The 22,934-nt window shown below is 60.5% G+C and carries 21 protein-coding genes; 15 read left to right on the forward strand and 6 right to left on the reverse strand.

Features of this window, described 5'->3' with window-relative positions; all coding sequences use genetic code 11:
• Positions 1-85: 85 nt before the first annotated feature.
• The 8 genes from cobU (at position 86) to IB245_RS01235 (ending at position 5,516) form a co-directional block, all read left to right on the forward strand.
• Positions 86-607, forward strand: coding sequence for a bifunctional adenosylcobinamide kinase/adenosylcobinamide-phosphate guanylyltransferase (cobU, locus tag IB245_RS01205; RefSeq protein WP_192226124.1), 522 nt, complete (start codon positions 86-88; stop codon positions 605-607).
• A complete protein-coding gene (cobT, locus tag IB245_RS01210) occupies positions 604-1,659 on the forward strand; it encodes a nicotinate-nucleotide--dimethylbenzimidazole phosphoribosyltransferase (protein WP_192226126.1) in 1,056 nt (351 codons plus the stop codon). Before cobU ends, cobT begins: the two co-directional genes overlap by 4 nt.
• A complete protein-coding gene (cobC, locus tag IB245_RS01215; protein ID WP_192226128.1) occupies positions 1,656-2,231 on the forward strand; it encodes an alpha-ribazole phosphatase family protein in 576 nt (191 codons plus the stop codon). Before cobT ends, cobC begins: the two co-directional genes overlap by 4 nt.
• Before the next feature lie 2 nt (positions 2,232-2,233).
• Positions 2,234-2,968, forward strand: coding sequence for an adenosylcobinamide-GDP ribazoletransferase (locus IB245_RS01220; RefSeq protein WP_192226130.1), 735 nt, complete (start codon positions 2,234-2,236; stop codon positions 2,966-2,968).
• 153 nt (positions 2,969-3,121) lie between these two features.
• Positions 3,122-3,526 carry a MarR family winged helix-turn-helix transcriptional regulator gene (locus tag IB245_RS01225; RefSeq protein WP_192226132.1) on the forward strand — a complete coding sequence of 135 codons (405 nt, stop codon included), beginning with the start codon at positions 3,122-3,124 and terminating at the stop codon, positions 3,524-3,526.
• A 52-nt stretch (positions 3,527-3,578) separates the two neighbouring features.
• Positions 3,579-4,787: an MFS transporter gene (locus IB245_RS01230; protein ID WP_008033572.1), complete on the forward strand. Its 1,209-nt coding sequence runs from the start codon at positions 3,579-3,581 to the stop codon at positions 4,785-4,787.
• Positions 4,784-4,906, forward strand: a complete 123-nt coding sequence (locus tag IB245_RS29185) for a hypothetical protein (protein WP_008033574.1) — start codon at positions 4,784-4,786, stop codon at positions 4,904-4,906. The genes IB245_RS01230 and IB245_RS29185 overlap by 4 nt, the downstream gene beginning before the upstream one ends.
• Before the next feature lie 61 nt (positions 4,907-4,967).
• Complete coding sequence (locus IB245_RS01235; protein WP_404943247.1) at positions 4,968-5,516, forward strand: glutathione peroxidase; 549 nt, start codon at positions 4,968-4,970, stop codon at positions 5,514-5,516.
• A gap of 90 nt (positions 5,517-5,606) precedes the next feature.
• Here the strand turns inward: IB245_RS01235 and IB245_RS01240 are convergent, their stop codons facing one another.
• The 3 genes from IB245_RS01240 to IB245_RS01250 form a co-directional block, all read right to left on the reverse strand.
• On the reverse strand, positions 5,607-6,887 hold the full coding sequence (locus IB245_RS01240; protein ID WP_008039174.1) for an OmpP1/FadL family transporter: 1,281 nt from the start codon (positions 6,885-6,887) through the stop codon (positions 5,607-5,609).
• Between the two features lie 146 nt (positions 6,888-7,033).
• Positions 7,034-7,516 (reverse strand): hypothetical protein, encoded by a 483-nt coding sequence (locus IB245_RS01245; RefSeq protein WP_008033583.1) that lies wholly within the window; start codon positions 7,514-7,516, stop codon positions 7,034-7,036.
• Positions 7,517-8,818: 1,302 nt separating this feature from the next.
• Positions 8,819-9,043, reverse strand: a complete 225-nt coding sequence (locus IB245_RS01250) for a hypothetical protein (RefSeq protein ID WP_008031832.1) — start codon at positions 9,041-9,043, stop codon at positions 8,819-8,821.
• A gap of 997 nt (positions 9,044-10,040) precedes the next feature.
• Between IB245_RS01250 and IB245_RS01255 the strand changes: the two genes are divergently transcribed.
• Positions 10,041-10,364 (forward strand): sel1 repeat family protein, encoded by a 324-nt coding sequence (locus IB245_RS01255; protein WP_032832831.1) that lies wholly within the window; start codon positions 10,041-10,043, stop codon positions 10,362-10,364.
• A gap of 175 nt (positions 10,365-10,539) precedes the next feature.
• Positions 10,540-11,904 (forward strand): DNA recombination protein RmuC, encoded by a 1,365-nt coding sequence (gene rmuC / locus IB245_RS01260; RefSeq protein WP_177318191.1) that lies wholly within the window; start codon positions 10,540-10,542, stop codon positions 11,902-11,904.
• Positions 11,905-11,966: 62 nt separating this feature from the next.
• Here the strand turns inward: rmuC and IB245_RS01265 are convergent, their stop codons facing one another.
• Positions 11,967-15,437 (reverse strand): hybrid sensor histidine kinase/response regulator, encoded by a 3,471-nt coding sequence (locus IB245_RS01265; RefSeq protein ID WP_008031826.1) that lies wholly within the window; start codon positions 15,435-15,437, stop codon positions 11,967-11,969.
• Between the two features lie 248 nt (positions 15,438-15,685).
• Entirely contained in the window at positions 15,686-16,225 is a 540-nt protein-coding gene (locus IB245_RS01270) for a TetR/AcrR family transcriptional regulator (RefSeq protein WP_192226134.1), read from the reverse strand.
• A 91-nt stretch (positions 16,226-16,316) separates the two neighbouring features.
• Here IB245_RS01270 and IB245_RS01275 point away from each other — a divergent pair, with 91 nt between their 5' ends.
• A complete protein-coding gene (locus IB245_RS01275; RefSeq protein WP_192226136.1) occupies positions 16,317-17,513 on the forward strand; it encodes an MFS transporter in 1,197 nt (398 codons plus the stop codon).
• Between the two features lie 45 nt (positions 17,514-17,558).
• On the opposite strand, the gene IB245_RS01280 is transcribed toward IB245_RS01275, so the two are convergent.
• A complete protein-coding gene (locus tag IB245_RS01280; protein ID WP_008043718.1) occupies positions 17,559-18,308 on the reverse strand; it encodes an SDR family NAD(P)-dependent oxidoreductase in 750 nt (249 codons plus the stop codon).
• A 160-nt stretch (positions 18,309-18,468) separates the two neighbouring features.
• On the opposite strand from IB245_RS01280, the gene IB245_RS01285 reads away from it, so the two are divergent.
• From IB245_RS01285 to IB245_RS01300, 4 genes are all read left to right on the forward strand, one after another.
• Positions 18,469-19,368 carry a LysR family transcriptional regulator gene (locus IB245_RS01285; protein ID WP_192226138.1) on the forward strand — a complete coding sequence of 300 codons (900 nt, stop codon included), beginning with the start codon at positions 18,469-18,471 and terminating at the stop codon, positions 19,366-19,368.
• Between the two features lie 35 nt (positions 19,369-19,403).
• Positions 19,404-19,715, forward strand: coding sequence for a cupin (locus IB245_RS01290; protein WP_192226140.1), 312 nt, complete (start codon positions 19,404-19,406; stop codon positions 19,713-19,715).
• Between the two features lie 105 nt (positions 19,716-19,820).
• Positions 19,821-20,969, forward strand: coding sequence for a TDT family transporter (locus tag IB245_RS01295; protein WP_192226142.1), 1,149 nt, complete (start codon positions 19,821-19,823; stop codon positions 20,967-20,969).
• 86 nt (positions 20,970-21,055) lie between these two features.
• Entirely contained in the window at positions 21,056-22,930 is a 1,875-nt protein-coding gene (locus IB245_RS01300) for an MFS transporter (protein WP_008031813.1), read from the forward strand.
• The last annotated feature ends 4 nt before the right edge of the window (positions 22,931-22,934 follow it).

Consider the following 22,934-nt stretch of genomic DNA (forward strand, 5'->3'; position numbering starts at 1 on the left):
AGATCGAGAGTCGCGCAAACCCGTAGGAGCGAGGCTTGCCCGCGAAGAGGCCATTGACCGCACCGCCTATTTGAAGGAATGAACCATGCTGCAACTGATCCTCGGCGGCGCCCGTTCCGGCAAAAGTCGCCTGGCCGAAAAACTGGCAGCAGACAGCCAGCTCCCGGTGACCTACATCGCCACCAGCCAACCGCTGGACGGTGAAATGAGCGAGCGGGTCGCCCACCACCGCGCCCGTCGTCCAGCCGAATGGGCGCTGATCGAAGAACCGGTTGAGCTGGCCCGCGTCCTGCGTGAAACCGCCTGTGCCAAGCGTTGCCTGTTGGTGGATTGCCTGACCCTGTGGATGACCAATCTGCTGATGCTCGACGACGTCGAGCGCCTGACGGCCGAACGTGAAGCGCTGCTGGACTGCCTGGCCGAACTGCCGGGTGAAATCATTTTTGTCAGCAACGAGACCGGAATGGGTGTCGTGCCGCTGGGCGAATTGACTCGCCGCTACGTCGATGAAGCCGGTTGGCTGCATCAAGCTTTGGCCGAGCGCTGTCAGCGAGTCGTCCTGACCGTCGCCGGCCTGCCCCTGACTCTGAAAGGAACTGCGTTATGACTCAATCCTGGTGGCTGAACCCGTGCAAGCCGATCGATGCCCAAGCCGTCGAGCAGGCTGAAGCCCGGCAACAGCAACTGACCAAACCGGCCGGTTCCCTTGGGCGGCTGGAGTCGGTGGCGGTGCAGTTGGCGGGATTGCAGGGGCAGGTCAAGCCGAAGCTGGATCAGCTGTGGATCGCGATTTTTGCCGGCGACCATGGCGTGGTCGCCGAAGGTGTGTCGGCGTTTCCCCAGGAAGTCACCGGGCAGATGCTGCACAACTTCGTCAACGGTGGCGCGGCGATCAGTGTGTTGGCGCGCCAGCTCGGCGCGTCGCTCGAAGTGGTCGACCTCGGCACGGTCACGCCGTCGTTGAACCTGCCGGGTGTGCGCCATTTGAACATCGGTGCCGGCACCGCGAATTTTGTCGACGGCCCGGCCATGACTCAAGCCCAGGGTGAACTCGCCTTGCAGGCCGGTCGCGACAGCGTGCAGCGCGCCATTGCGGCGGGCGCGCAGTTGTTCATCGGCGGCGAGATGGGCATCGGCAACACCACGGCGGCCAGTGCGTTGGCCTGTGCCTTGCTGGATTGTCCGGTGGTGCACTTGACCGGGCCGGGCACCGGCCTCAACGCGGCGGGTGTCAGTCATAAGGCTCAGGTCATCGAACGTGCTTTGGCCTTGCACAGCGCTCAGCGTGGCGATGCACTGCAAACCCTGTTCAACCTCGGTGGTTTTGAAATCGCCGCACTGGTCGGCGCGTATCTGGCGTGTGCCCAGGAAGGTGTCGCGGTGCTGGTGGACGGGTTCATTTGCAGCGTCGCCGCATTGGTGGCGGTGCGCTTGAATCCGCATTGCCGCGAGTGGCTGTTGTTCGGGCATCGCGGTGCCGAGCCGGGTCATCGCCATGTGCTGGAAACCCTGAACGCCGAACCCTTGCTGGACCTCGGTCTGCGCTTGGGCGAGGGCAGCGGCGCGGCGTTGGCCGTGCCGTTGCTGCGCCTGGCGTGTGACCTCCACGGGCAAATGGCGACCTTCGCCGAAGCCGCCGTGGCGGACCGTCCGGCATGACCTTGCGCCTGGACCTGTTGCGTCACGGCGAAACCGAATTGGGCGGCGGTTTGCGCGGCAGCCTCGACGATGCACTGACCGCCACAGGCTGGGCGCAGATGCGCGCAGCGGTGGTCGCGCAGGGGCCATGGGATCGTCTGGTCAGTTCGCCATTGCAACGCTGTGCGCGGTTCGCCGAAGAACTTGGTGCGCAACTGGGGTTGCCAGTGCAGCTGGATAAAGATCTGCAAGAACTGCATTTCGGTGCCTGGGAAGGGCAGAGCGCAGCGGCGTTGATGGAAACGGATGCCGAGGCGTTGGGTTTGTTCTGGGCCGATCCCTATTCGTTTACGCCGCCGCAGGGTGAGCGGGTCGAGGATTTTTCAATGCGAGTGCTGGCCGCGGTCGGGCGTTTGCAGGCTGCCTGCGCGGGCGAGCGTGTGTTGCTGATCAGCCACGGCGGCGTCATGCGTTTGTTGCTGGCGCAGGCGCGGGGATTGCCGCGTGAGCAGTTGCTCAACGTTGAAGTGGGCCATGGTTCGCTGTTTTCATTGAGCGTCGAACCCGGCGTCATTCTCAAGGAAGCGATCTGATCATGTTGCCGTTCTGGATCGCCCTGCAATTTCTGAGCAGCCTGCCGATTCGTCTGCCGGGCATGCCGGCGCCACAGGAGTTGGGGCGCTCGCTGCTGTTTTATCCGCTGGTGGGGCTGCTGTTCGGCGGGATCTTGTGGGCGTTGAACTGGGCGTTGTCGGGCGCGCCGTTGTTGCTGCACGCGGCGTTGCTGTTGACGGTTTGGGTGTTGCTCAGCGGTGCGTTACACCTCGACGGCCTGGCTGATAGCGCTGATGCGTGGCTCGGCGGTTTTGGCGATCGCGAGCGAACGCTGACGATCATGAAGGACCCGCGCAGCGGTCCGATAGCGGTGGTCACGCTGGTATTGGTGTTGCTGCTGAAGTTCGCGGCGTTGCTGGCATTGATTGAGCAGCAGCACAGCGTTTTCCTGATCATCGTTCCGTTGATTGGCCGTGCTGCGTTGCTGGGGTTGTTCCTGACTACGCCGTATGTGCGGGCAGGAGGCTTGGGGCAGGCGCTGGCCGATCATCTGCCGCGTCTGGCCGGCAAGCAGGTGCTGGCGGTCAGCGCATTGGCTTGTGTGTTGATGGCAGGGCTCGGCGGTGTCGTGGCGTTGGTGTTGGCGGCGCTGGTGTTTGTCTGGTTGCGGCAGGTGATGCTGCGGCGATTGGGCGGGACCACGGGCGATACGGCGGGGGCGTTGCTGGAATTGCTGGAGGTGGTTTTACTGATTGGCCTTGCACTGTTCCTGTAGGAGTGAGCGGTGCGGCGATCCGACTTGCCCGCGAAGAGTGCCCTGCGGTCTAACAGAAAAACCGAGTTATCGTTCTTCGCGGGCAAGCCTCGCTCCTACAGGGTTTTGTATCAAAAATTTGCATTCATTCAACCGCGGGTATATACACGCACCATGCTCGATTCTCAATGTTTATGCATCAACCTGCGTCGCGCCGCCCGTGGCGTCAGCAGGCACTACGACGGCGCTCTCGACGGCTTCGGAATCAACGTTGCCCAGTATTCTTTGTTGTGCAATCTGCAGCGTCTGAATGAACCGAGTATTTCCACCCTGGCGGAAGCCATGGGCCTGGACCGCAGCACCCTCGGGCGCAATCTGCGGGTATTGGAAGGCGACGGCCTGGTCATGCTGGTCGAGGGCGAAGACATGCGTAATCGCATCGTCAGGTTGACCGAGGCCGGCGCTGAACGCCTGAAATCGGCCTTGCCGGCCTGGGAGGCGGCGCAGCAGCGACTGGTTGATCGTCTGGGCGCCGAAAAACGCGAAATTTTGCTGAAGCTGCTGGACGAACTGGCCTGACGCCAGTTTTTCCGATCTTAAGCGGGTATATACCCGCTACCGGAGAATAAGAATGACATCGATGTGGCGTACTTGCGGTTGGGTTTTAGTGGGGAGTGCGCTGATCCTTGCGTTGTCTCTGGGCGTGCGACACGGCTTCGGGCTGTTTCTGGCGCCGATGAGTGCCGAGTTCGGTTGGGGGCGTGAGACGTTTGCCTTTGCCATCGCCTTGCAGAACCTGATCTGGGGCCTGGCGCAGCCCTTTACCGGCGCGTTGGCCGACCGCTTCGGCGCGGCGAAAGTGGTGCTGATCGGCGGCGTGCTCTACGCGATGGGCCTGCTGTTCATGGGCTTGTCCGATTCGGCAGTAACCCTGTCGCTGAGCGCGGGCCTATTGATCGGTATCGGGCTGTCGGGCACCTCATTTTCGGTGATCCTGGGCGTGGTTGGCCGCGTGGTACCCCCGGAGAAACGTAGCATGGGCATGGGCATCGCCAGTGCTGCCGGCTCTTTTGGCCAGTTCGCGATGGTACCGGGCACGCTGGGTTTGATCGGTTGGCTCGGCTGGTCGGCGGCATTGCTGGCGCTGGGCCTGCTGGTGGCGCTGATCGTGCCGCTGGTGAGCATGCTCAAGGACAAGCCATTACCGGTTCTCGGTCACGAGCAGACCCTCTCCGAAGCCTTGCGCGAAGCCTGTTCCCATTCGGGATTCTGGCTGCTGTCGTTCGGCTTTTTTGTCTGCGGTTTCCAGGTGGTGTTCATCGGTGTGCACTTGCCGGCGTATCTGGTGGATCAGCATTTACCCGCCACGGTCGGCACGACGGTGCTGGCGCTGATCGGGTTGTTCAACATCTTCGGTACTTACACGGCGGGCTGGCTCGGCGGGCGGATGTCCAAGCCGCGTTTGCTCACCGGTCTGTACGTGCTGCGGGCCGTGGTGATTGTCCTGTTTCTGTGGGCGCCGGTGACGACAACCACGGCGTATCTGTTTGGCATGGCCATGGGCTTCCTGTGGCTGTCGACGGTGCCGTTGACCAACGGTACTGTGGCGACCTTGTTCGGCGTAAGAAATCTGTCCATGCTCGGTGGGATCGTTTTCCTGTTCCACCAGCTCGGATCGTTCCTGGGTGGCTGGTTGGGCGGGGTGGTGTATGACCGAACCGGGAGTTATGACTTGATCTGGCAAGTAGCGATTCTTTTGAGCCTGTTGGCGGCTGCCTTGAATTGGCCGGTGCGTGAGCGGCCGGTGGCGCGCCTGCAAACCCGGATGAGCGCGACATGAACAGCCTCTGGCCACGAATCGCCGTGGCAGCGGGCGGCCTGTTGCTGCTGGCCCTGGCGTGGTGGGGCTGGCATCAGGGCGGGCTGGCGTTGATGCAATTGGGCATGGGCGCTTGCTAGCACGATGTGAGGGCGAGTAAGTTCAATGCAGACGACTTTTCAAGGATGCATGGACATGCTGATGCGCTGGTTTGCCGTTCCCGCGTTACTCATGGCGTTTACCGGATTGGCTCAAGCGGCCGACGAGTGCCCTGAGCTTTTGCAAGGCTCGTTGCCCAAGCTGCGGGCCAAGGAAACGATCGACCTGTGCCAGCGCTTCGCCGGCAAACCGCTGGTGGTGGTCAACACCGCGAGCTTTTGCGGTTTCGCCCCGCAGTTCAAAAGCCTGGAGGCGCTGAATCAGCGTTACAAGGGGCAGGGGCTGGAGGTGATCGGTGTGCCTTCCAATGACTTCAAGCAGGAATCCAAGGATGGTGCGGAAACCGCCAAGGTTTGCTACGTGAATTACGGCGTGACCTTCACCATGACCGAGACGCAGAAGGTTCGCGGTGATGATGCGATTCATCTGTTCCAGGTGCTTGCCGCCCAAAGCGATGCGCCGAAGTGGAATTTCTACAAGTATGTGGTCGATCGCAAAGGCAAGGTGATCGCCAACTTCTCCAGCCTCACCACGCCTGACGATCCAGAGTTCATCGCCGCCGTGGAAAAAGCCCTGGCTTCACAACCCTGATCGACGCCCACTAAAAAGCCCCGCCTCTGTAAAGAGCGCGGGGCTTTTTTGATTCAGGCGGCGAGGGGTTCAGGCTCGCCGTGAATCACATCAGAAGCGGTAGGTCGCACCAATGCCGAAACCGTTCGCCCAGTTTTCATACTTGGCGTTGTAGGTCTGGTTGCGAGGAGCACCGTTGCTGTTGTTGACCTTGACCGACTCTTCGCGCAGGTACGAATACGCTACGTCGATGGTCAGGTCGTCGGTCGGGCTCCAGCCAGCGCCCAGGCTGAAGATCTTGCGATCGCCAGTCGGAATGCGCGGGGAACGGTTTTCGTTGTTGGTCGGCGCCTGGTCGACGGACAGACCGGTACGCAGCACCCATTGCTTGTTCAACTGATAGGAAGCACCGATGGCGTGAGCCCAGGTGTCGTGCCAGTTCTGCTCTTCAGTGATCGTGCGAAGGCCGCGCGCTGCCAGAGCGGCAGGAACGCCTTCGTTCTCGACGGTGATTTCTTTCAGGCGGCTCCAGCGAGTCCAGGTGCTGCCTGCGTAGAGGGTCCACTTATCGTCCAGCTGATGAGTGACCGAGAAGTCCACGGACTCAGGCGTGGTGATGTCCAGCGAAGCGTCGAACTTCTGGTTCGGGTTCTGGCCCAGCGCCGCGAGTACGCCGTAGTTGACCTTGGTGTCACCGTCCAGCTTGTACTTCACTTTCGAGTGATAGGTCAGGCCGAGGCGAGTGCTTTCGAGGGCTTGAACCATGATGCCGATGTTGTAGCCGATGGCGGTGTCGTCACCCTTGATCTTGACGGTACCGTCCGCTGCCTGCGGGTTCAGCGACAGGTTCGATTCCAGCTTGCCGTCGATGCGGTTGATGGTCGGACCGAAACCGATGGACACCTTGTCGTTGAAGGCGTAGCTGACAGTTGGCTGCAGGGTGACGATCGTGACTTCGCTCTTGCTGCCGAAGTATTTGCCGGCGAAGCCGTTCTCGTAGTCGGTCACCAGGCCGAATGGTGCGTAGACGCCGAAACCGACAGCCCACTGGTCATCGATTGGCTTTACGTAGTAGCCCATGGGTACGCCCATGAAAGGGACCATGTCACCTTTGTTGGTACCACTATTCGGGCGGGAGCTTGCATCGCTGATGTCAGCGTGCGCGTCGATAAATGCAACACCACCGGTCACTTGTTCGCGCTTGAGGCGAGACATACCGGCAGGGTTGCCAAAAACGGTGGATGCGTCGTCGGCAGCAGAAGATCGCCCGGCAAAACCAGTGCCCATCCCACTGATGCTTTGTTCGTTGAGGGCAAAACCACTTGCGAAGATTTGGGTGGATGCCAAGGCAACGGCGAGGCTAAGGGTGGTTTTGAGCATTACTTTTTTCATTATTAGAACTCCTGGTGATCACCGGGGCGAAAATTACCAACATTTTCGTCCCAGCGCTATAGGCTGTATTGCTTGATTTAGAGCGGTTTTGTAGGACAATCCGACCAAAATCGCGACCTGTTGGGCGATCTTGTTAAGCGAGGGGTTCAGCAGGCGACTTGATTCAACGGTGATACACAGGTTTGCCAGGCGTAGGTGAAATCTCTCAGGCGTCCTTGGGGCTGGAAGGTCTGGCGCCAGATTCGGGCCATTCCCAGCAAGTCGTCTGCTTCGGGGAGGGGGGTGTTCTGTTCTTCGACCAGCAGCCAGGCGATGGCTGTGGCGTAACGCAGGTTTACGGTCAATTCGAGGTGTGGGCCGCTGAGGAACGCATGCTGGCTGGCCAGTCCGCGCACCAGGCTCGCGCGTTCCGGATCAAGTGCCAGGTAATGGTCCCAGAGTGCCTGGTGGCGGGGTTCGGCGATTCGGTACAAGCCGTGTCCACGGCGGTCATGCAGGGCGGAACCAAGGGCTGACTGACTGGCGGCGATGCCCAGCAGCAGGGATTCGGCGGTCGCGCTATGGCGTCCCAGGTAGATCAGTGTCGGACGGATCACATAACGGCACAGTTCGCTGGCAGCGATACCCATAAAACCCTCGAACAAGAAGTGGTCGGCGAGTCCTGAACTTAGCGTTGGCAGCGGGTGGATCGACTCAGGCTCGCCGTAAGCGGTTCAAGCCGCTTGAGTTGAAGTGTAGTGTCATATTCGCGCTGTAAAGGTCTGTTTTTAAAATATTTCCGGCAGACAGTTATAACCGTTATATCGGTTAGTGCTTACGCGGCGGCTGTGAAAAGGGAAATATCGGGCAATAAAAAGACCCGTTTTTTAGGGGGGGCGGGTGGGCTTTCGTTTGGGTACATATCCATTCTTGGGGTAACGGCTGCTATTGGTTTCGCTTTTACAGCGAGTCACTTTGGAAAAGCCCCAAAGTAACCAAAGGGCTCTTGCCCCTTTCGTTCGGTGCCTCGCCTTGGCTCGCCATGCCCTCGCTCCGGTCCTGCTCCGTGGGCCCGCCGCGATCGGCCATCCTTGGCCGTGCGCGGCTAACCCGGCATCCATGCCGGGTTGCCCACTGCGCAGAACCTCCACTCGGCCTCTCGAGGGGGCGACTACCGCCACAGCCGCCGAGGCGGCCTGAAAGCCGACCTGGTTCTTTAGATGTCCGCGTTGTCCTTCTCTGATGCGTTCACTCATTCCGGATATGTATACCGCTCCCCTGTAGGAGCCGGCTTGCTGGCGATGGCGTCCTTTCAGGCGATAAATGCGTTGACTGACCCACCGCTATCGTCGGAACGCCGCCCGCAGCAAGCCGGCTCCTACAGTTGATCGTATTTATCCAAACACATCTGCATTTCCCTTGTAGGAGCCAGCTTGCTGGCGATGGACGTCAACGATAACGCGGGCTGTCTGAATGAACGCGTTGTCCAGACGATTTTCGCCGGCAAGCCGGCTCCTACAGGGAATCCCATACGCTTTTGATTTCCACCACTCATCAGGCCGAGCGTTAGCTCGCCTTCAGCTTTTGATCTTGAGGTGCGCGCCCCCTCGAGAGGCCGAGCGCAGGTTCTGCGCAGTGGGCAACCCGGCATGGATGCCGGGTTAGCCGCCCCCGGCCATGGATGGCCGATGGCGGCGGGCCCACGGAGCAGGACCGGAGCGAGGGCATGCCGAGCCATGGCGAGGCACCGAACGAAAGGGGCAAGAGCCCTTGGTTACTTGGGGCTCTTCCAAGTGACTCGCCGTAAGGGCGAAACCCATAGCGGCCGTGACCGAAGAAACGGATATGTACTCACCACCAAAACCCAACCAAAGCCCGCACACAAACAACAGGCAATAAAAAGCCCCGCTTTTCAAGGCGAGGCTTTTGAGGTTTTCAGCGTTTCTGGCGTCTCAGGCAACCAGTGCCTGACGGGTACGCTCGATCACGGCCTGCAGCGGCTCGGCGCTGGAGTATTGATCGGGGTACAGGCGTTCGCTGTGACGAGCGATGCCGTGTTCGTTGACCAGAGTGAAGCTGAAGCAGCCTTTGCGAGCGGCCATGATCAGGCAGTTCATTGGTGCAAAAGCGTTGGTTAGGGTGCGAATGGCATCCTGGGTGTGGATTTGAGTAGTCATTAATGGGTGTTCCTACAAGCGACACGGATAAGAACCGTGCAAAATTAAAACGTTCCAGTGACGACGACCACCATTGGTCGAACGAAGAACCCGACTGGAACAAAGCAGCCAGTTTGAAGCGCTGATTAAGTTGGCGCGCTTGGGCTGGCAGGTAGGTACTTAGGAGGGCAGGCAACACATCAAGGGCAAAGGTTCTGGGCCCGGGGTGAAGATCCTGATCAATTTGCAGGCTGGTTCGGTCAGAGTAAGTGAGCTTCGCAACACCCTTTGCTTTCGATTCAAAGGCTGTGTTGGCGCAAGGTTTACCTGGAAACCATCGAGGTGGTCGATCCCGCTTGTTCGGTTGAGGCTTCCTTTGGGAAGGCTGACCGGGAGGATTTGTTCGACCAGAATTGACTTTCAGCTTGGTACTAACGCCGCGGATACTAACGGATTGAATTGCAGAAAGGAAGTGTGTTAGTCAAAAACATCTCCCGAATGCCGCCATTCGTGTGCGGACTGGCGCTTACCCACAGCCAGAGAGCGCCGGTTTCGCCCCGTAATGGCACAGATTCCGACCATCGGTCGTCGACGTTCGTCGGTTCGAAACCGGTCTGGATCATGGGTTCGCCAGGGTTTATCCCCAAGTCAGGTGAGAAGATGCGCCGAAAAAGCGCATGGATATAACTGCCTCGAAGGTACTTGTGCACATAAGTTGCGCGGACTGTCACCCCACTGTCATCTGCCCTTCAAACGTAGTGGGTGCCTGTAACCAAAATTTAAGTCAATGAAAAACATCGGTTTTTTTTACTGGTGAAAAAATCGTCAGTTTGACTGCGAGCCCCATTCCACAGGGCTTTGCGAGAGTTCAAGGGCGGTTGTCCACTGAGTTATCCACAGCTTCTGTGGATTGTCCCGAGCGCTTGCTCTAGGACGGGCGTGCCGGGTTTTTTTAGGCTTTACCTGTAAGAAAAAAAGAGTAGAGTGGCGCGCCTTCCGATCTGCCCCACAGTGCTTTATGAAGTTTCGCTCAGTACCAGCTCCCGCAACCTCGACACCTACCAGCGTCACCCCACCCAAGCGCTTTTCGATGCGTGTGGCCGAATGGCTGCTGGACAGCCCGCGCCTGGGTGAAAACCACAACGTCAAACATTTCGCCGGGCGTTTGCTCAAGCAGCCGGCGCGTGAAGGCGTGGTGGCCGCGCAGAGCCGTCTCGGTCAGTTGATGTGCCGCGAATGTGGGAATGCCCGGGACCGCCGTATCGGCCAGGACCTCTTGCGTCAGGCCGCGCGAGCCGGGGATCGGCGCGCTCAACAGGAACTCGGTCTGATCGAAGACTGAGCTGTCCAAGACCTGACACCTTGGTTAACCTTCAAGCTTTATCGAACGGGCAGGATTGGCTATGGCGATGGACTTGACCAGCATATTGCTCGGTCTGGCAGGTGCTGCACTGCCGTTGCTGGTATTGGCCTGGCAACTTCAGCGCCGTGCGAGCACCACGCAGTCAGAGGTTGCACTGCTGGAAGAGCGTCTGGCCATGGCCAACCTGGCACAGGACGGGTTGAATGCCCAGCTCGAAGCTGCTCGCGACGAAATCGCGGACCTGGGGCAGGCCAACGCCGCCAAGCAGGCAGACCTCGCCGCCTTGCGCCGTGAAGTCGAACTGCTGCAGATCGAACGTGATGACGCCCGCGACGCCGCTCATGCCTGGAACATCGAGCGCGCCGGCAAAGACGTTGAGTTGCGTCGCCTGGACGCTCAAGCCGCCTCGCTGAATGCCGAGCTGCGTGAGCAACAGGAAAGCCATCAGCAGCGTCTCAGTGACCTGCAAGGCTCGCGGGACGAGCTGCGTGCCCAGTTCGCCGAGCTGGCCGGCAAGATCTTCGACGAGCGCGAGCAGCGCTTCGCCGAAACCAGTCAGCAGCGTTTGGGGCAGTTGCTCGATCCGTTGAAAGAGCGCATCCAGTCGTTTGAAAAACGCGTCGAGGAAAGCTATCAGGCCGAAGCGCGCGAACGCTTTTCGCTGGCCAAGGAGCTGGAGCGTCTGCAACAGCTGAACCTGCGCCTGAGTGACGAAGCGACCAACCTGACCCGCGCCTTGAAAGGGCAGAAGACCCAGGGTAACTGGGGTGAGCTGATTCTCGAGCGGGTGCTTGAGCACGCCGGTCTGGAGAAGGGGCGCGAGTACCAGACCCAGGTCAATCTCAAGGGCCCGGATGGCGAGCGGTTCCAGCCGGACGTGATCATTTATCTGCCTGGCGACAAGCAGGTGGTGGTCGACTCCAAGGTCAGCCTGACGGCCTATCAGCAATACGTGGCGGCCGAAGACGATGCCATCGGCCAGATCGCCATCAAGCAGCACGTGCTGTCGCTGCGCAACCACGTCAAAGGTCTGGCCGGCAAGGATTACAAACGGCTCGACGGCTTGCACAGCCTGGATTTCGTCTTGCTGTTCGTGCCCATCGAAGCGGCGTTTTCCGCGGCGTTGCAGGCGGAGCCAACACTGTTTCAGGAAGCGTTCGACCGCAACATCGTGATCGTCAGTCCGACCACGTTGCTGGCCACCCTGCGTGTCATCGACAGCCTGTGGAAGCAGGAGCGGCAGAGTCAGAACGCCCGTGAAATTGCCGAGCGGGCAGGGTGGCTGTACGACAAGTTCGTGTTGTTCATTCAGGACCTGGATGAAGTCGGCAATCGCTTGCAGCAACTGGACAAGGCCTACAGCTCAGCGCGCAACAAGCTGACGGAAGGCCGTGGCAACCTGGTCAGCCGCAGCGAGCAGCTCAAGTTGCTCGGCGCGCGGGCCAGCAAGAGTCTGCCGGCGGACCTGTTGGAGCGGGCGATGACGGATGTCGATGGTCTGGTCGAGTTGCCCGAGTAACCTCAAAAGCATCGCCGGCAAGCCGGCGTCGGTTCAAACACCGCAGGGCCAAATCCGTCGCATTACAACGGCAAATGCCGACTCAACAACGCCCGCAACGCCGCCGGTTTCACCGGTTTGGCCAGGTAATCCAGCCCCGCCGCATGCACCTGTGCCACTGTCTCGGGATGCCCGTCGGCGCTGATCACCACGCCGGGCACCGGCTCGCCCAAACGGGTGCGCAGCCACGCCATCAACTCGGTCCCGGTCTCGCCGTCGTCCAGGTGATAATCCACCAGTGCCAATTGCGGACGTACGCCATCGCTGAGCAACGCCGCGCATTCGTCGCGATTGCGCGCTGTCCAGACCTGACAACCCCAGCGGGTCAGCAAACTGTTCATGCCTATCAGGATGCTGTCCTCGTTGTCGATGCACAGCACCTGCGCGCCGCTCAGGAGTTTGCCGTTGAGTTCGGTGACGTTGGCCGGCGCCGCGATTTGCGCCTGAGCCAACGGCACGCTGACGCTGAACACGCTGCCGCGCCCCGGCCAGGAGCGCACTTGCAAGGTGTGGCCCAGAACGCGACACAGCCCGTCAGCAATAGCCAGGCCCAGGCCCAGGCCTTTCTCGGCACGGGTCTGGTGGCTGTCGAGGCGTTTGAATTCCTCGAAAATCACTTTCAGTTTGTCTTCCGGGATCCCCGGGCCACGGTCCCAGACCTCCAGGCACAGTTCACCCTTGTGCCGACGAACCCCTAAAAGCACTGGCCCCTTGGCGTAGCGAAAGGCGTTGGTCAGGAAGTTCTGCAAGATCCGTCGCAACAGTTTGATGTCACTGTCGACCCGCAGCGTACTGCCGCGAACGCGGAATTTGAGCCCCTGGTCCCGGGCCAGCGCCTTGAATTCTGCGCCAAGAATATCGAACAGCTCATTGAGCACGAACGGTTTCGGCTCCGGGTTGATCTTGCCGTTTTCCAGGCGGGAAATGTCCAGCAAATCGCTGATCAGGTCTTCGGCCGAGCGCAGTGATGAATCCAGGTGATGAACCAGTTTCTGCGCTTCGCTGGACAAGCCATCGTCCTGATGGGACAGGGCTGCAGAAAACAGTCGGGCGGCGTTCAGCGGTTGCATCAGGTCGTGGCTGACCGCCGCGAGAAAGCGGGTCTTCGATTGGTTGGCCGACTCGGCGGTGCCCTTGGCTTCGGTCAGGGCCACGTTGAGTTGCGACAGCTCGTGGGTGCGCTCGGTGACCCGTCGCTCCAGGCCTTCGTTGGCTTCGGTCAGCGCCTGCTCGGCCTCGCGGAACGCGGTGATGTCGGTGAAACTCATGACAAAACCGCCGCCCGGCATCGGGTTGCCGATTAGCTCAATCACACGGCCATTGGGGAAAAGTCTTTCAGACGTGTGGGCACGGCCCTGACGCATCCAGTGCAATCGGCGTGCGACGTGCACTTCAGCTTCACCCGGCCCGCACAGACCACGCTCGGCGTTGTAGCGAATGATGTCGGCAATCGGCCGACCGACGCTGATCAAGCCATCCGGGTAATTGAACAGTTCCAGATAACGCCGGTTCCACGCCACCAGTCGCAGCGACTGGTCGACCACGCTGATGCCCTGGGTGATGTTCTCGATCGCGCCTTGTAGCAAGGCGCGGTTGAATTGCAGCACTTCCGAGGCTTCGTCGGCGATGCGCACGACGTCCTCAAGTTGCATTTCCCGACCTTCGATGGCGGCTTTTACCACCGCCCGGGTCGAAGAAGCACCCAGTACACCGGCCAGCAAACGTTCGGTATGGGCGATCCACTCGCTGTCGGCGTTCTGGTTGGGGTTGAAGCCTTTGCCCTGGCGATAGGCGAAACGGATAAAACTCTGACGGGCGCGTTCTTCACCGACAAACCGTGCCGCGAGTTGCAGCAGATCTTCGATTTGCACTGCCAGCATTGAGCGCGCGCTGGGGCGGGCACTGATTTCCTGGCCGATGAAACGCCCGGCCTGCCAGTGCTCCGAAACCCTTGTGCGTGACAGCACCGACACCCAGGCGAACAGCGTGAAGTTGGCCGCCAGCGACAACACCACGCCTTGGGTCAGCGGGGTGAGCGGCAGGTTCAGCGGATTGCTGTGTAGCCACGCCAGCCCGGGGAACGTGCTCAACGACACGCCGAGGCTATGCGCGGCAATAGGCAGAATCAGCGTGTAAAACCACAGGAACGTACCGGCGGCGAGGCCGGCGAACACGCCACGGCGGTTGGCCTGTTTCCAGTACAGCGCGCCAAGCATGGCCGGGGCCAGTTGGGTCACGGCGGCAAAGGCGATCTGGCCGATGGTCGCCAGGCTCGCGGTCGAGCCCAGCAGTCGATAGCTGACGTACGCCAGCAGCAAAATCACCACGATGCTGACGCGGCGCACCGACAGCATCCACTGGCGGAACACTTCGAACGGCCGCTCGGCGTTGTTGCGACGTAGTAGCCACGGCAACAGCATGTCATTGGAGACCATGGTCGACAGCGCCACGCTGGCAACAATCACCATGCCGGTCGCCGCCGAAGCACCGCCGATAAAGGCCAGCATCGCCAGTGCGGGATGGGCCTGGGCCAGTGGCAGGCTGATCACAAAGGAATCCGGCAACACTGAACTTGGCAGCAGCATCTGGCCGGCCAGTGCGATCGGCACGACAAACAATGCCGCCAACGCGAGGTACGCCGGAAACACCCACTTGGCCAGGCGCAAATCCTGCGGGTCGATGTTTTCCACCACGGTCACGTGGAACTGCCGGGGCAGGCAGATGATCGCCATCATCGCCACGCCGGTCTGCACCACCATCGATGGCCAGTTGATGGTTTCCTTCCAGTAGGCTTCGAGGCGCGGGGCCAGCATGGCCTGGTCGAAGAGGTCGTCGAAACCGTCGTACAAGCCGTAGGTCACGAACGCACCCACCGCGAGAAACGCGAACAGCTTGACCAGGGACTCGAACGCAATCGCCAGCACCATGCCGCGGTGGTGTTCGGTGGCGTCGAGGTTGCGCGTACCGAAGACGATGGTAAACAGCGCCAGCACCAGCGACACAATCAGCGCCGTGTCCTGGGCGCGGGTGCCCATGGCGTCGGCACCGGCACCGATCAACAGGTTTACCCCGAGCACGATGCCTTTGAGTTGCAGCGCAATGTAGGGCAGCACGCCGACCAGGCAGATCAGCGCCACGACAATCGCCAGTGACTGGGATTTGCCGTATCGGGCGGCGATGAAGTCGGCAATGGAGGTGATGTTCTCCTGCTTGCTGATCATCACCATTTTTTGCAGGACCCACGGCGCGCAGACCAGCAGCAGGATAGGCCCAAGGTAGATCGGCAGGAACGACCAGAGTTGTTCGGCGGCCTGACCGACGGCACCGAAGAACGTCCAACTGGTGCAATAGACCGCCAGCGACAGGCTGTACACCCAGGCGCGCACTCGCGGCGGCAGCGGCGCGCTGCGACGGTCACCGTAGAAGGCGATGGCGAACATGATGGCCATATAGGCCAGGGCGACGGCGGCGATCAGCCCGCTGGACAGCGACATGGAAACTCCAGACAAAAGACACACGGGACGACAGCCCGGACAGACAGTCTCGCACGACCGTCCGCGTTAGTCAGTGTCGACCAAGGTCGTGGAGTGGCGGGGTGTCGCAGGGTGGAGCGTCAGTCAGATTTTAGGTGCTTGTGCTGGCCTTTTCGCGGGCAAGCCACGCTCCCACAGGTTCTGTGTCGTATCCAAATCATGCGGTCAGCACAAACCTGTGGGAGCGAGGCTTGCCCGCGAAGGCGTCATCACTGGCTGAAAGCAATCTCGATCAACCGATGCAACTCCTCAACCTCCAAAGGCGCCGGCGAAAACAGAATGCGAAACACCGTAGGCGCCGCCATCAGATTGATCAGCCGATCAACACCCGGTTTCGGCTCATCCGGATAACGATCCAGAATCATCTGCAACTGCCCGCCAATGATCGTCACACAAAGGCCCGGCGTCGGGCTCGATTGCACATCGCGCAGCATGTTGCGGCCAGGTTCGGAGCTCATCTCGTCCAGATACTGCTCGGCCCAGGCCTGCACATCCCCGCGCAGGCTGCCGGTGTTGGCAGGCTCGCTGTCGGGTTGCATGCGCGCCAGGGCGACATCCGCCAGCAACGCCGACAGATCGCCCCAGCGCCGATAGATGGTCGACGGCGTAACCCCCGCGCGAGCCGCGATTTGCGGGACGGTCACGGTGGAACGGTCCTGTTCTTCGAGGAGCGCACGGACTGCCGAATGAATCGACTCTTGCACCCGGGCACTGCGGCCGCCGGGGCGTAAACCTTCTTTAATAGCCATGGAACGGACCTTAACACAAAGAATTTGCTTTAAGCGCAGACGAGTAGCACACTCCGCAAAAGCAAAAAGTTAGCTTTTGCGGAGTGTGCGCATGTCGAGTTCTGTTTCAAACCGTTCAACCCTGTGGTTTCTGGCGATCACTTTACTGAGTTTTCTCGCCGCTTCCACGGCGCCGACACCGTTGTATCACTTGTATCAGGAGCAGCTGCATTTCTCGGCAGCAACCTTGACCGTGATTTTCGGCATCTACGCCATCAGTCTGTTGGTGGCGCTGCTGACGGTCGGTTCGCTCTCGGACTACCTGGGACGCAAGCCGGTCATTTTCAGCGCCGTCCTGCTGAACCTGCTGGCGATGCTGCTGTTTATCAATGCCGACAGCGTGGCGTGGTTGATCGGCGCGCGGGTGCTTCAGGGGTTCGCGACCGGGATGGCCACCGCCGTATTGAGCGCCGCGCTGCTGGACACCGATCGCCAGCAGGGGCCGCTGATCAACAGTGTCGCGCCGCTGCTCGGTATGGCGGTTGGCGCCGTGGGGTGCGGCTTGCTGGCCGAGTTTGCGCCGCTGCCGCTGCAGCTCACTTATTGGGTGTTGTTCGCGTTGTTTGTGATGCAGGCGCTGTATGTCTGGCGCCTGCCGGAAAGCGTCAGTTCGCAACCGGGGGCATGGGCCTCGTTGCGTCCGACCCTGCATGTGCCGACCCAGGCTCGCTCGACCTTGTGGCGAGTGTTGCCGCTGAATATCGCGACCTGGGCGCTCGGCGGTTTTTATGCCTCGCTCGGCCCTTCGTTGCTGCGCACGGCCACCGGTTCCACCTCGAACCTGATGGGGGGAGCGGCAGTCGCCGCATTGACGCTGACCGGCGCGCTGATGATCTTCACCCTGCGCAACCGGCCTGCCGCCAAAGGGCTGTTGCTGGGCGGCACGTTACTGCCCATCGGCCTCGTGTTGCTGTTGCTGGGCGTGCACAGCGCCAGCCTGCCATTGTTTTTCCTCGGCACGCTGGTGGCCGGTTGCGGATTCGGCGCCGGTTTCCTCGGCGCGGTGCGCAGTCTGGTTCCGCTGGCGCAGCCCCATGAGCGGGCCGGGTTGATGTCGGCGTATTACGTGCTCAGTTACCTGGCGTTCTGCTTGCCGTCGTTGCTGGCGGGGAATCTGACGCGCACGTTTGGCCTGGTGGCGACCACCGATGGTTATGGTGCCGTGCTGATCGTCCTGTCTGTCGGCGCGTTGCTGGCGCTGATGCGGCCGCGGTCTGCCGAAGTGTGCCGCGCGACCGGTCATCCATAAAAAAACGCGGCGCCGTTCAAGGCGCCGCGTTTTTGTGTGCAGCGATCAAATCTGTGCAAATCCGCCATCGACGAACAACTCGATCCCATTGATGAAGCTGCTGTCATCCGAGGCGAGGAACACCGCGGCTTTGCCCACCTCCGATGGCGTTCCAAGACGGCCAATCGGCACTTGGCTGGCGAGGTAATCCAGCAACCCCTGTTGCTGATCTGCTGGCGCAAGTTCAGTCAGGCCGGGCGTGTGAATCGGGCCGGGGCTGATGACATTGACGCGAATCCTGCGGGCTTTCAAATCCAGCAACCAGGAGCGGGCAAAGTTGCGCACCGCCGCTTTGCTGGCGCTGTAGACGCTGAAGTTTTCCGTACCTTTGGTGGCGGTCGTGGACGCGGTGAGAATCACCGAACCGCCGTCCTTGAGCAGCGGCAATGATTTCTGCACGGTGAACAGCAGGCCTTTGACGTTGACGCCGAAAATCCGGTCGAAGTGTTCCTCGGTAATCGCGCCGAGGGGCAACATGTCGCCACCGCCCGCATTGGCAAAGACGATGTCCAGAGTACCGGCCTTGGTCCTGATCACGTCGAAGATGCGGTCCAGGTCGGCAAGGTTCGCGACGTCGCCCTGAATCCCGGTGACGTTGTGACCGATGCTGCTGACCGCCGCATCCAGTTCGGCCTGGCGGCGGCCGGTGATGAACACCGTGGCGCCTTGGTCGACGAACGCTTGAGCCGATGCCAGGCCGATGCCGGTGGTGCCGCCAGTGATCAGTGCAACCTTGCCTGTGAGTGTGTTGCTCATGAGGTGAATCTCCGCTGAGTCGTTAAGGAAGTTCCTGGCACTGTCGTGCGCCGTTGAACAAACTCTATGCCGGAAGATTCATCGGAAAAATCGCCTGAATCGGGTTTGTTTGTACATGGTTGTGGACAATACTCAAGGCTCGTCCCTTGAGATGTCTGTCATGAATCAACTGTTGGCCATGCGTGTTTTCTCCCGCGTCGTGCAGGCCGGTTCGTTTACCAGGGCCGCCGACTCGCTGAACATGCCAAAAACCTCGGTCAGCAAACTGGTGGCCGAGCTTGAAGAACACCTCGGTGCGCGGCTGTTACAGCGCACCACGCGCCGGCTGACGGTGACGGCGGATGGCATGGCTTACTACGAGCGCGCCTTGCAGTTGATGGTGGAGCTGGACGATCTGGACAACAGTTTCGCCAGTGCCCAGGGCCACCCGCGCGGCAGGATTCGCGTCGATGTCGGCGGCTCGGTGGCGACGATCCTGATCATCCCCGCGTTGCCGGATTTCTATGCTCGGTACCCGGACATCCAGGTCGAGTTGGGTGTCAGCGATCGGCCCGTGGATCTGATCAGCGAAAACGTCGATTGCGTGATTCGCGGCGGGCCATTGACCGAACTCTCCATGGCTGCGCGGCCCCTGGGCCTGTCGTCATGGACCACCTGCGCCACCCCGGGCTATCTCGAACGTTTTGGCATTCCGACGGACCCGCGAGACCTTGAGAAAAATCATCGCATCGTCAGTTATCACTCGGCGCGTACCGGGCGGGTAATGCCGGCGCGATTCGAGCGCAACGGTGAAAAGTTCGAGATTCGGGGGCAGGGAGCATTCAGTGTCAACGAGAGCAATGCCCACCTGGCCTCGGGGCTGGCGGGTCTTGGGGTGATCCACACGTTCACTTACACCGTGCAACCGCACATCGAGCGTGGCGAGCTGGTGCCGATTCTTCAGGACTGGCGCCCGCCCCGGTATCCGTTTCACGTGTTGTATCCGCCGAACCGGCACCTGAGTAACCGGGTTCGGGTATTTATCGATTGGCTGGCGCAGCTGTTCGCCGGTTTGGGTTAGCCTTGGCACCGCCATTCCTTTCGACGGACCGACCCATGAAGATCATTCGCAGCCAATCCTTCACCGCTGACCGTGCCTGGGGAGCGCTGGACATCGCCAACATGAACGGCATCACCACGCGTCTGCACTGGACCGATCAACCATACAAGTGGCATGTGAATGATGGCGAGGAAGTGTTCGTTGTGCTCGATGGCCAGGTGCAAATGCGCTATCGCGAAGCAGGCCTGGAGAAAGCGGTGATGTTGGCGGTCGGCGATATCTTTTATGCCTCGGTGGGCACCGAGCATGTGGCGCATCCGCTGGGGGTGGCGAGGATATTGGTGATCGAATCGGAAGGCAGCGTTTGACGCTATATCTACAAAATAGATAACAGTTAGAGATATTACCCGTTATATAGATATTCGATTTGGACCTACCCTGAACTCCACCTCAACAGAGGACAGGAGTTCGCTATGACATGCCCCAACGCCACCCCCGTTTACAAACCTTTCAGCCACTTGCAGCACCCGCGCGAGGTCATCCGCCAGTTCACGCCTAACTGGTTCGCCGCGACCATGGGCACGGGCGTCCTGGCGCTGGCCTTGGCCCAGTTGCCTGGCGCGACCCCAGGTCTGCACGCGATCGCCGAAGCCCTTTGGCTGTTCAATATCGGTCTGTTCATCTTGTTCACGGCGCTGTACGCGGCGCGCTGGGTGCTGTTCTTCGATGAGGCCCGGCGGATTTTCGGGCACTCCACGGTCTCGATGTTTTTCGGCACGATTCCCATGGGGTTGGCGACCATCATCAATGGTTTCCTGCTGTTTGGCGTGCCGCGCTGGGGCGAAGGTGTCGTCCATGTGGCTGCGCTGCTGTGGTGGCTGGACGTGGCGATGTCGCTGGCCTGCGGTGTGCTGATTCCCTACATGATGTTCACCCGCCAGGAGCACAGCATCGATCAGATGACTGCCGTTTGGCTGCTGCCAGTGGTGGCGGCGGAAGTGGCGGCCGCCAGTGGCGGGTTGCTGGCGCCGCATTTGGCCGAGGCCCATGGGCAACTGGTGGTGTTGGTGACGAGCTATGTGCTCTGGGCATTTTCCCTGCCGGTGGCGTTCAGCATTCTGACCATTCTCATGCTGCGCATGGCGCTGCACAAACTGCCTCACGAAAACATGGCCGCGTCGAGCTGGCTGGCGCTCGGCCCGATTGGCACCGGGGCGCTGGGCATGTTGCTGCTGGGCGCCGACGCACCGTCCATCTTCGCCGCCAACGGGCTTGCCGGCCTGGGTGAAATCGCGGCGGGGCTGGGGCTGGTGGCGGGGATCACGCTGTGGGGCTTCGGTTTGTGGTGGATGCTGATTGCGCTGCTGATCACCGGGCGTTACCTGCGCGCCGGGATCCCATTCAACCTTGGCTGGTGGGGCTTCACCTTTCCGCTGGGCGTCTATTCTCTGGCAACGTTGAAACTGGGAAGCACGTTGAACCTGGCGTTTTTCAATGCCTTTGGCTGTGTGCTGGTGGCGTTGCTGGCGGTGATGTGGCTGATCGTTGCCAAACGCACGGTACAAGGCGCGTGGCGGGGTGAGTTGTTTGTCTCGCCGTGCATTGCAGGTTTAAACAAATAACCGGGTAATGTGTGGCCTGGATCGGCGTGCGGCATTCCAATCACAGTATCCACGCCACTCTCTAACAACATCAGGGCACACGGAAGATGAGTCACCCCTCACAGTTCACCTTGCTTCGCACCCGGCGCTTCCTGCCGTTTTTCGTGACCCAGTCCCTCGGGGCGTTCAACGACAACGTCTTCAAGCAATCGTTGATCCTCGCCATTCTGTACAAATTGACCATCGAGGGGGATCGCTCGATCTGGGTCAATTTGTGTGCGCTGCTGTTCATCCTGCCGTTCTTTCTGTTTTCGGCGTTGGCCGGGCAGTTTGGCGAGAAGTTCGCCAAGGACGCGCTGATCCGTCTGATCAAGCTCGGGGAAATCGCCATCATGGCGGTCGGCGCGGTGGGGTTTGTCTTCGATCACCTGTCGCTGATGCTGCTGGCGCTGTTCGCCATGGGCACGCACTCGGCGCTGTTCGGGCCGGTGAAATACTCGATCCTGCCCCAGGCCTTGCATGAAGAGGAGCTGGTGGGCGGCAACGGTCTGGTGGAAATGGGCACCTTCCTGGCCATCCTCGCCGGGACCATCGGTGCCGGGATCATGATGTCCTCTGCGCATTACGCGCCCATCGTGTCCACGGCGATCATCGGCATTGCCGTGCTCGGTTACCTGGCCAGTCGCAGCATTCCGCGGGCGGCGGCCTCATCGCCGGAAATGCGTCTGAACTGGAACATCTTCAGTCAATCCTGGGCTACCTTGAAACTGGGCCTGGGGCAAACGCCGGCGGTGTCGCGCTCGATTGTTGGCAACTCGTGGTTCTGGTTTGTCGGGGCGATTTACCTGACGCAAATCCCGGCGTACGCCAAGGAATGGATGCACGGCGACGAAACCGTGGTGACGCTGATTCTTACCGTGTTCTCGGTGGGTATCGCACTCGGCTCGCTGCTCTGCGAAAGACTGTCCGGACGCAAAGTCGAGATCGGTCTGGTGCCGTTCGGCTCGTTTGGCCTGACGGTATTCGGATTGCTGCTGTGGTGGCATTCCGGTGGAATTCCCGAGAGTGTCGACGGCCATGGCTGGATCGAAATCCTCGGCTTTGGCCACACCTGGCTGGTATTGATCGACATTCTCGGTCTTGGGGTTTTCGGTGGTTTCTACATCGTGCCGCTGTACGCGCTGATCCAGTCGCGCACCCCGGAGAACGAGCGTGCGCGGGTGATTGCCGCCAACAATATTCTCAACGCGCTGTTCATGGTGGTCTCGGCGATTGTCTCGATCGTGCTGCTGAGCCTGGCAAAGCTGTCGATCCCGCACCTGTTCCTGGTGGTGTCGCTGCTGAACATCGGCGTCAACGCCTACATCTTCAAGATCGTCCCCGAGTTCAGCATGCGTTTCATGATCTGGCTGCTCAGCCATTCCATGTACCGCGTGGAGCATCGCAATCTGGAGCTGATTCCGGATGAAGGCGCGGCGTTGCTGGTGTGCAACCACGTGTCTTTCGTCGATGCGCTGCTGATTGGCGGCGCGGTGCGTCGGCCGATTCGCTTTGTGATGTATTACAAGATCTACAACCTGCCGGTGCTGAACTTTATCTTCCGCACGGCCGGGACGATTCCGATCGCGGGGCGTCAGGAAGACATTCAGATTTACGAAAGGGCCTTCACGCGTATTGCTCAATATCTGAAGGACGGTGAGCTGGTGTGCATCTTCCCTGAAGGAAAATTGACCGCCGATGGCGAGATCAACGAGTTCAAGGGCGGGTTGACGCGGATTCTCGAAGAGACGCCGGTGCCGGTGATTCCGCTGGCATTGCAGGGGTTGTGGGGGAGTTTCTTCAGTCGCGATCCCGACAAGGGTCTGTTCCGTCGATTGTGGTCGCGGGTGACTCTGGTGGCGGGGCCGGCGGTGGCGGTAGAAGCGGCGGAGCCGGCGAAGCTGCAAGGGATGGTCGGAGAGTTGCGCGGCGCTGTCCGCTGACCCT

The organism is Pseudomonas sp. PDM02, assembly GCF_014852285.1.
In the GTDB taxonomy this organism is placed as follows: Bacteria; Pseudomonadota; Gammaproteobacteria; order Pseudomonadales; family Pseudomonadaceae; genus Aquipseudomonas; species Aquipseudomonas migulae.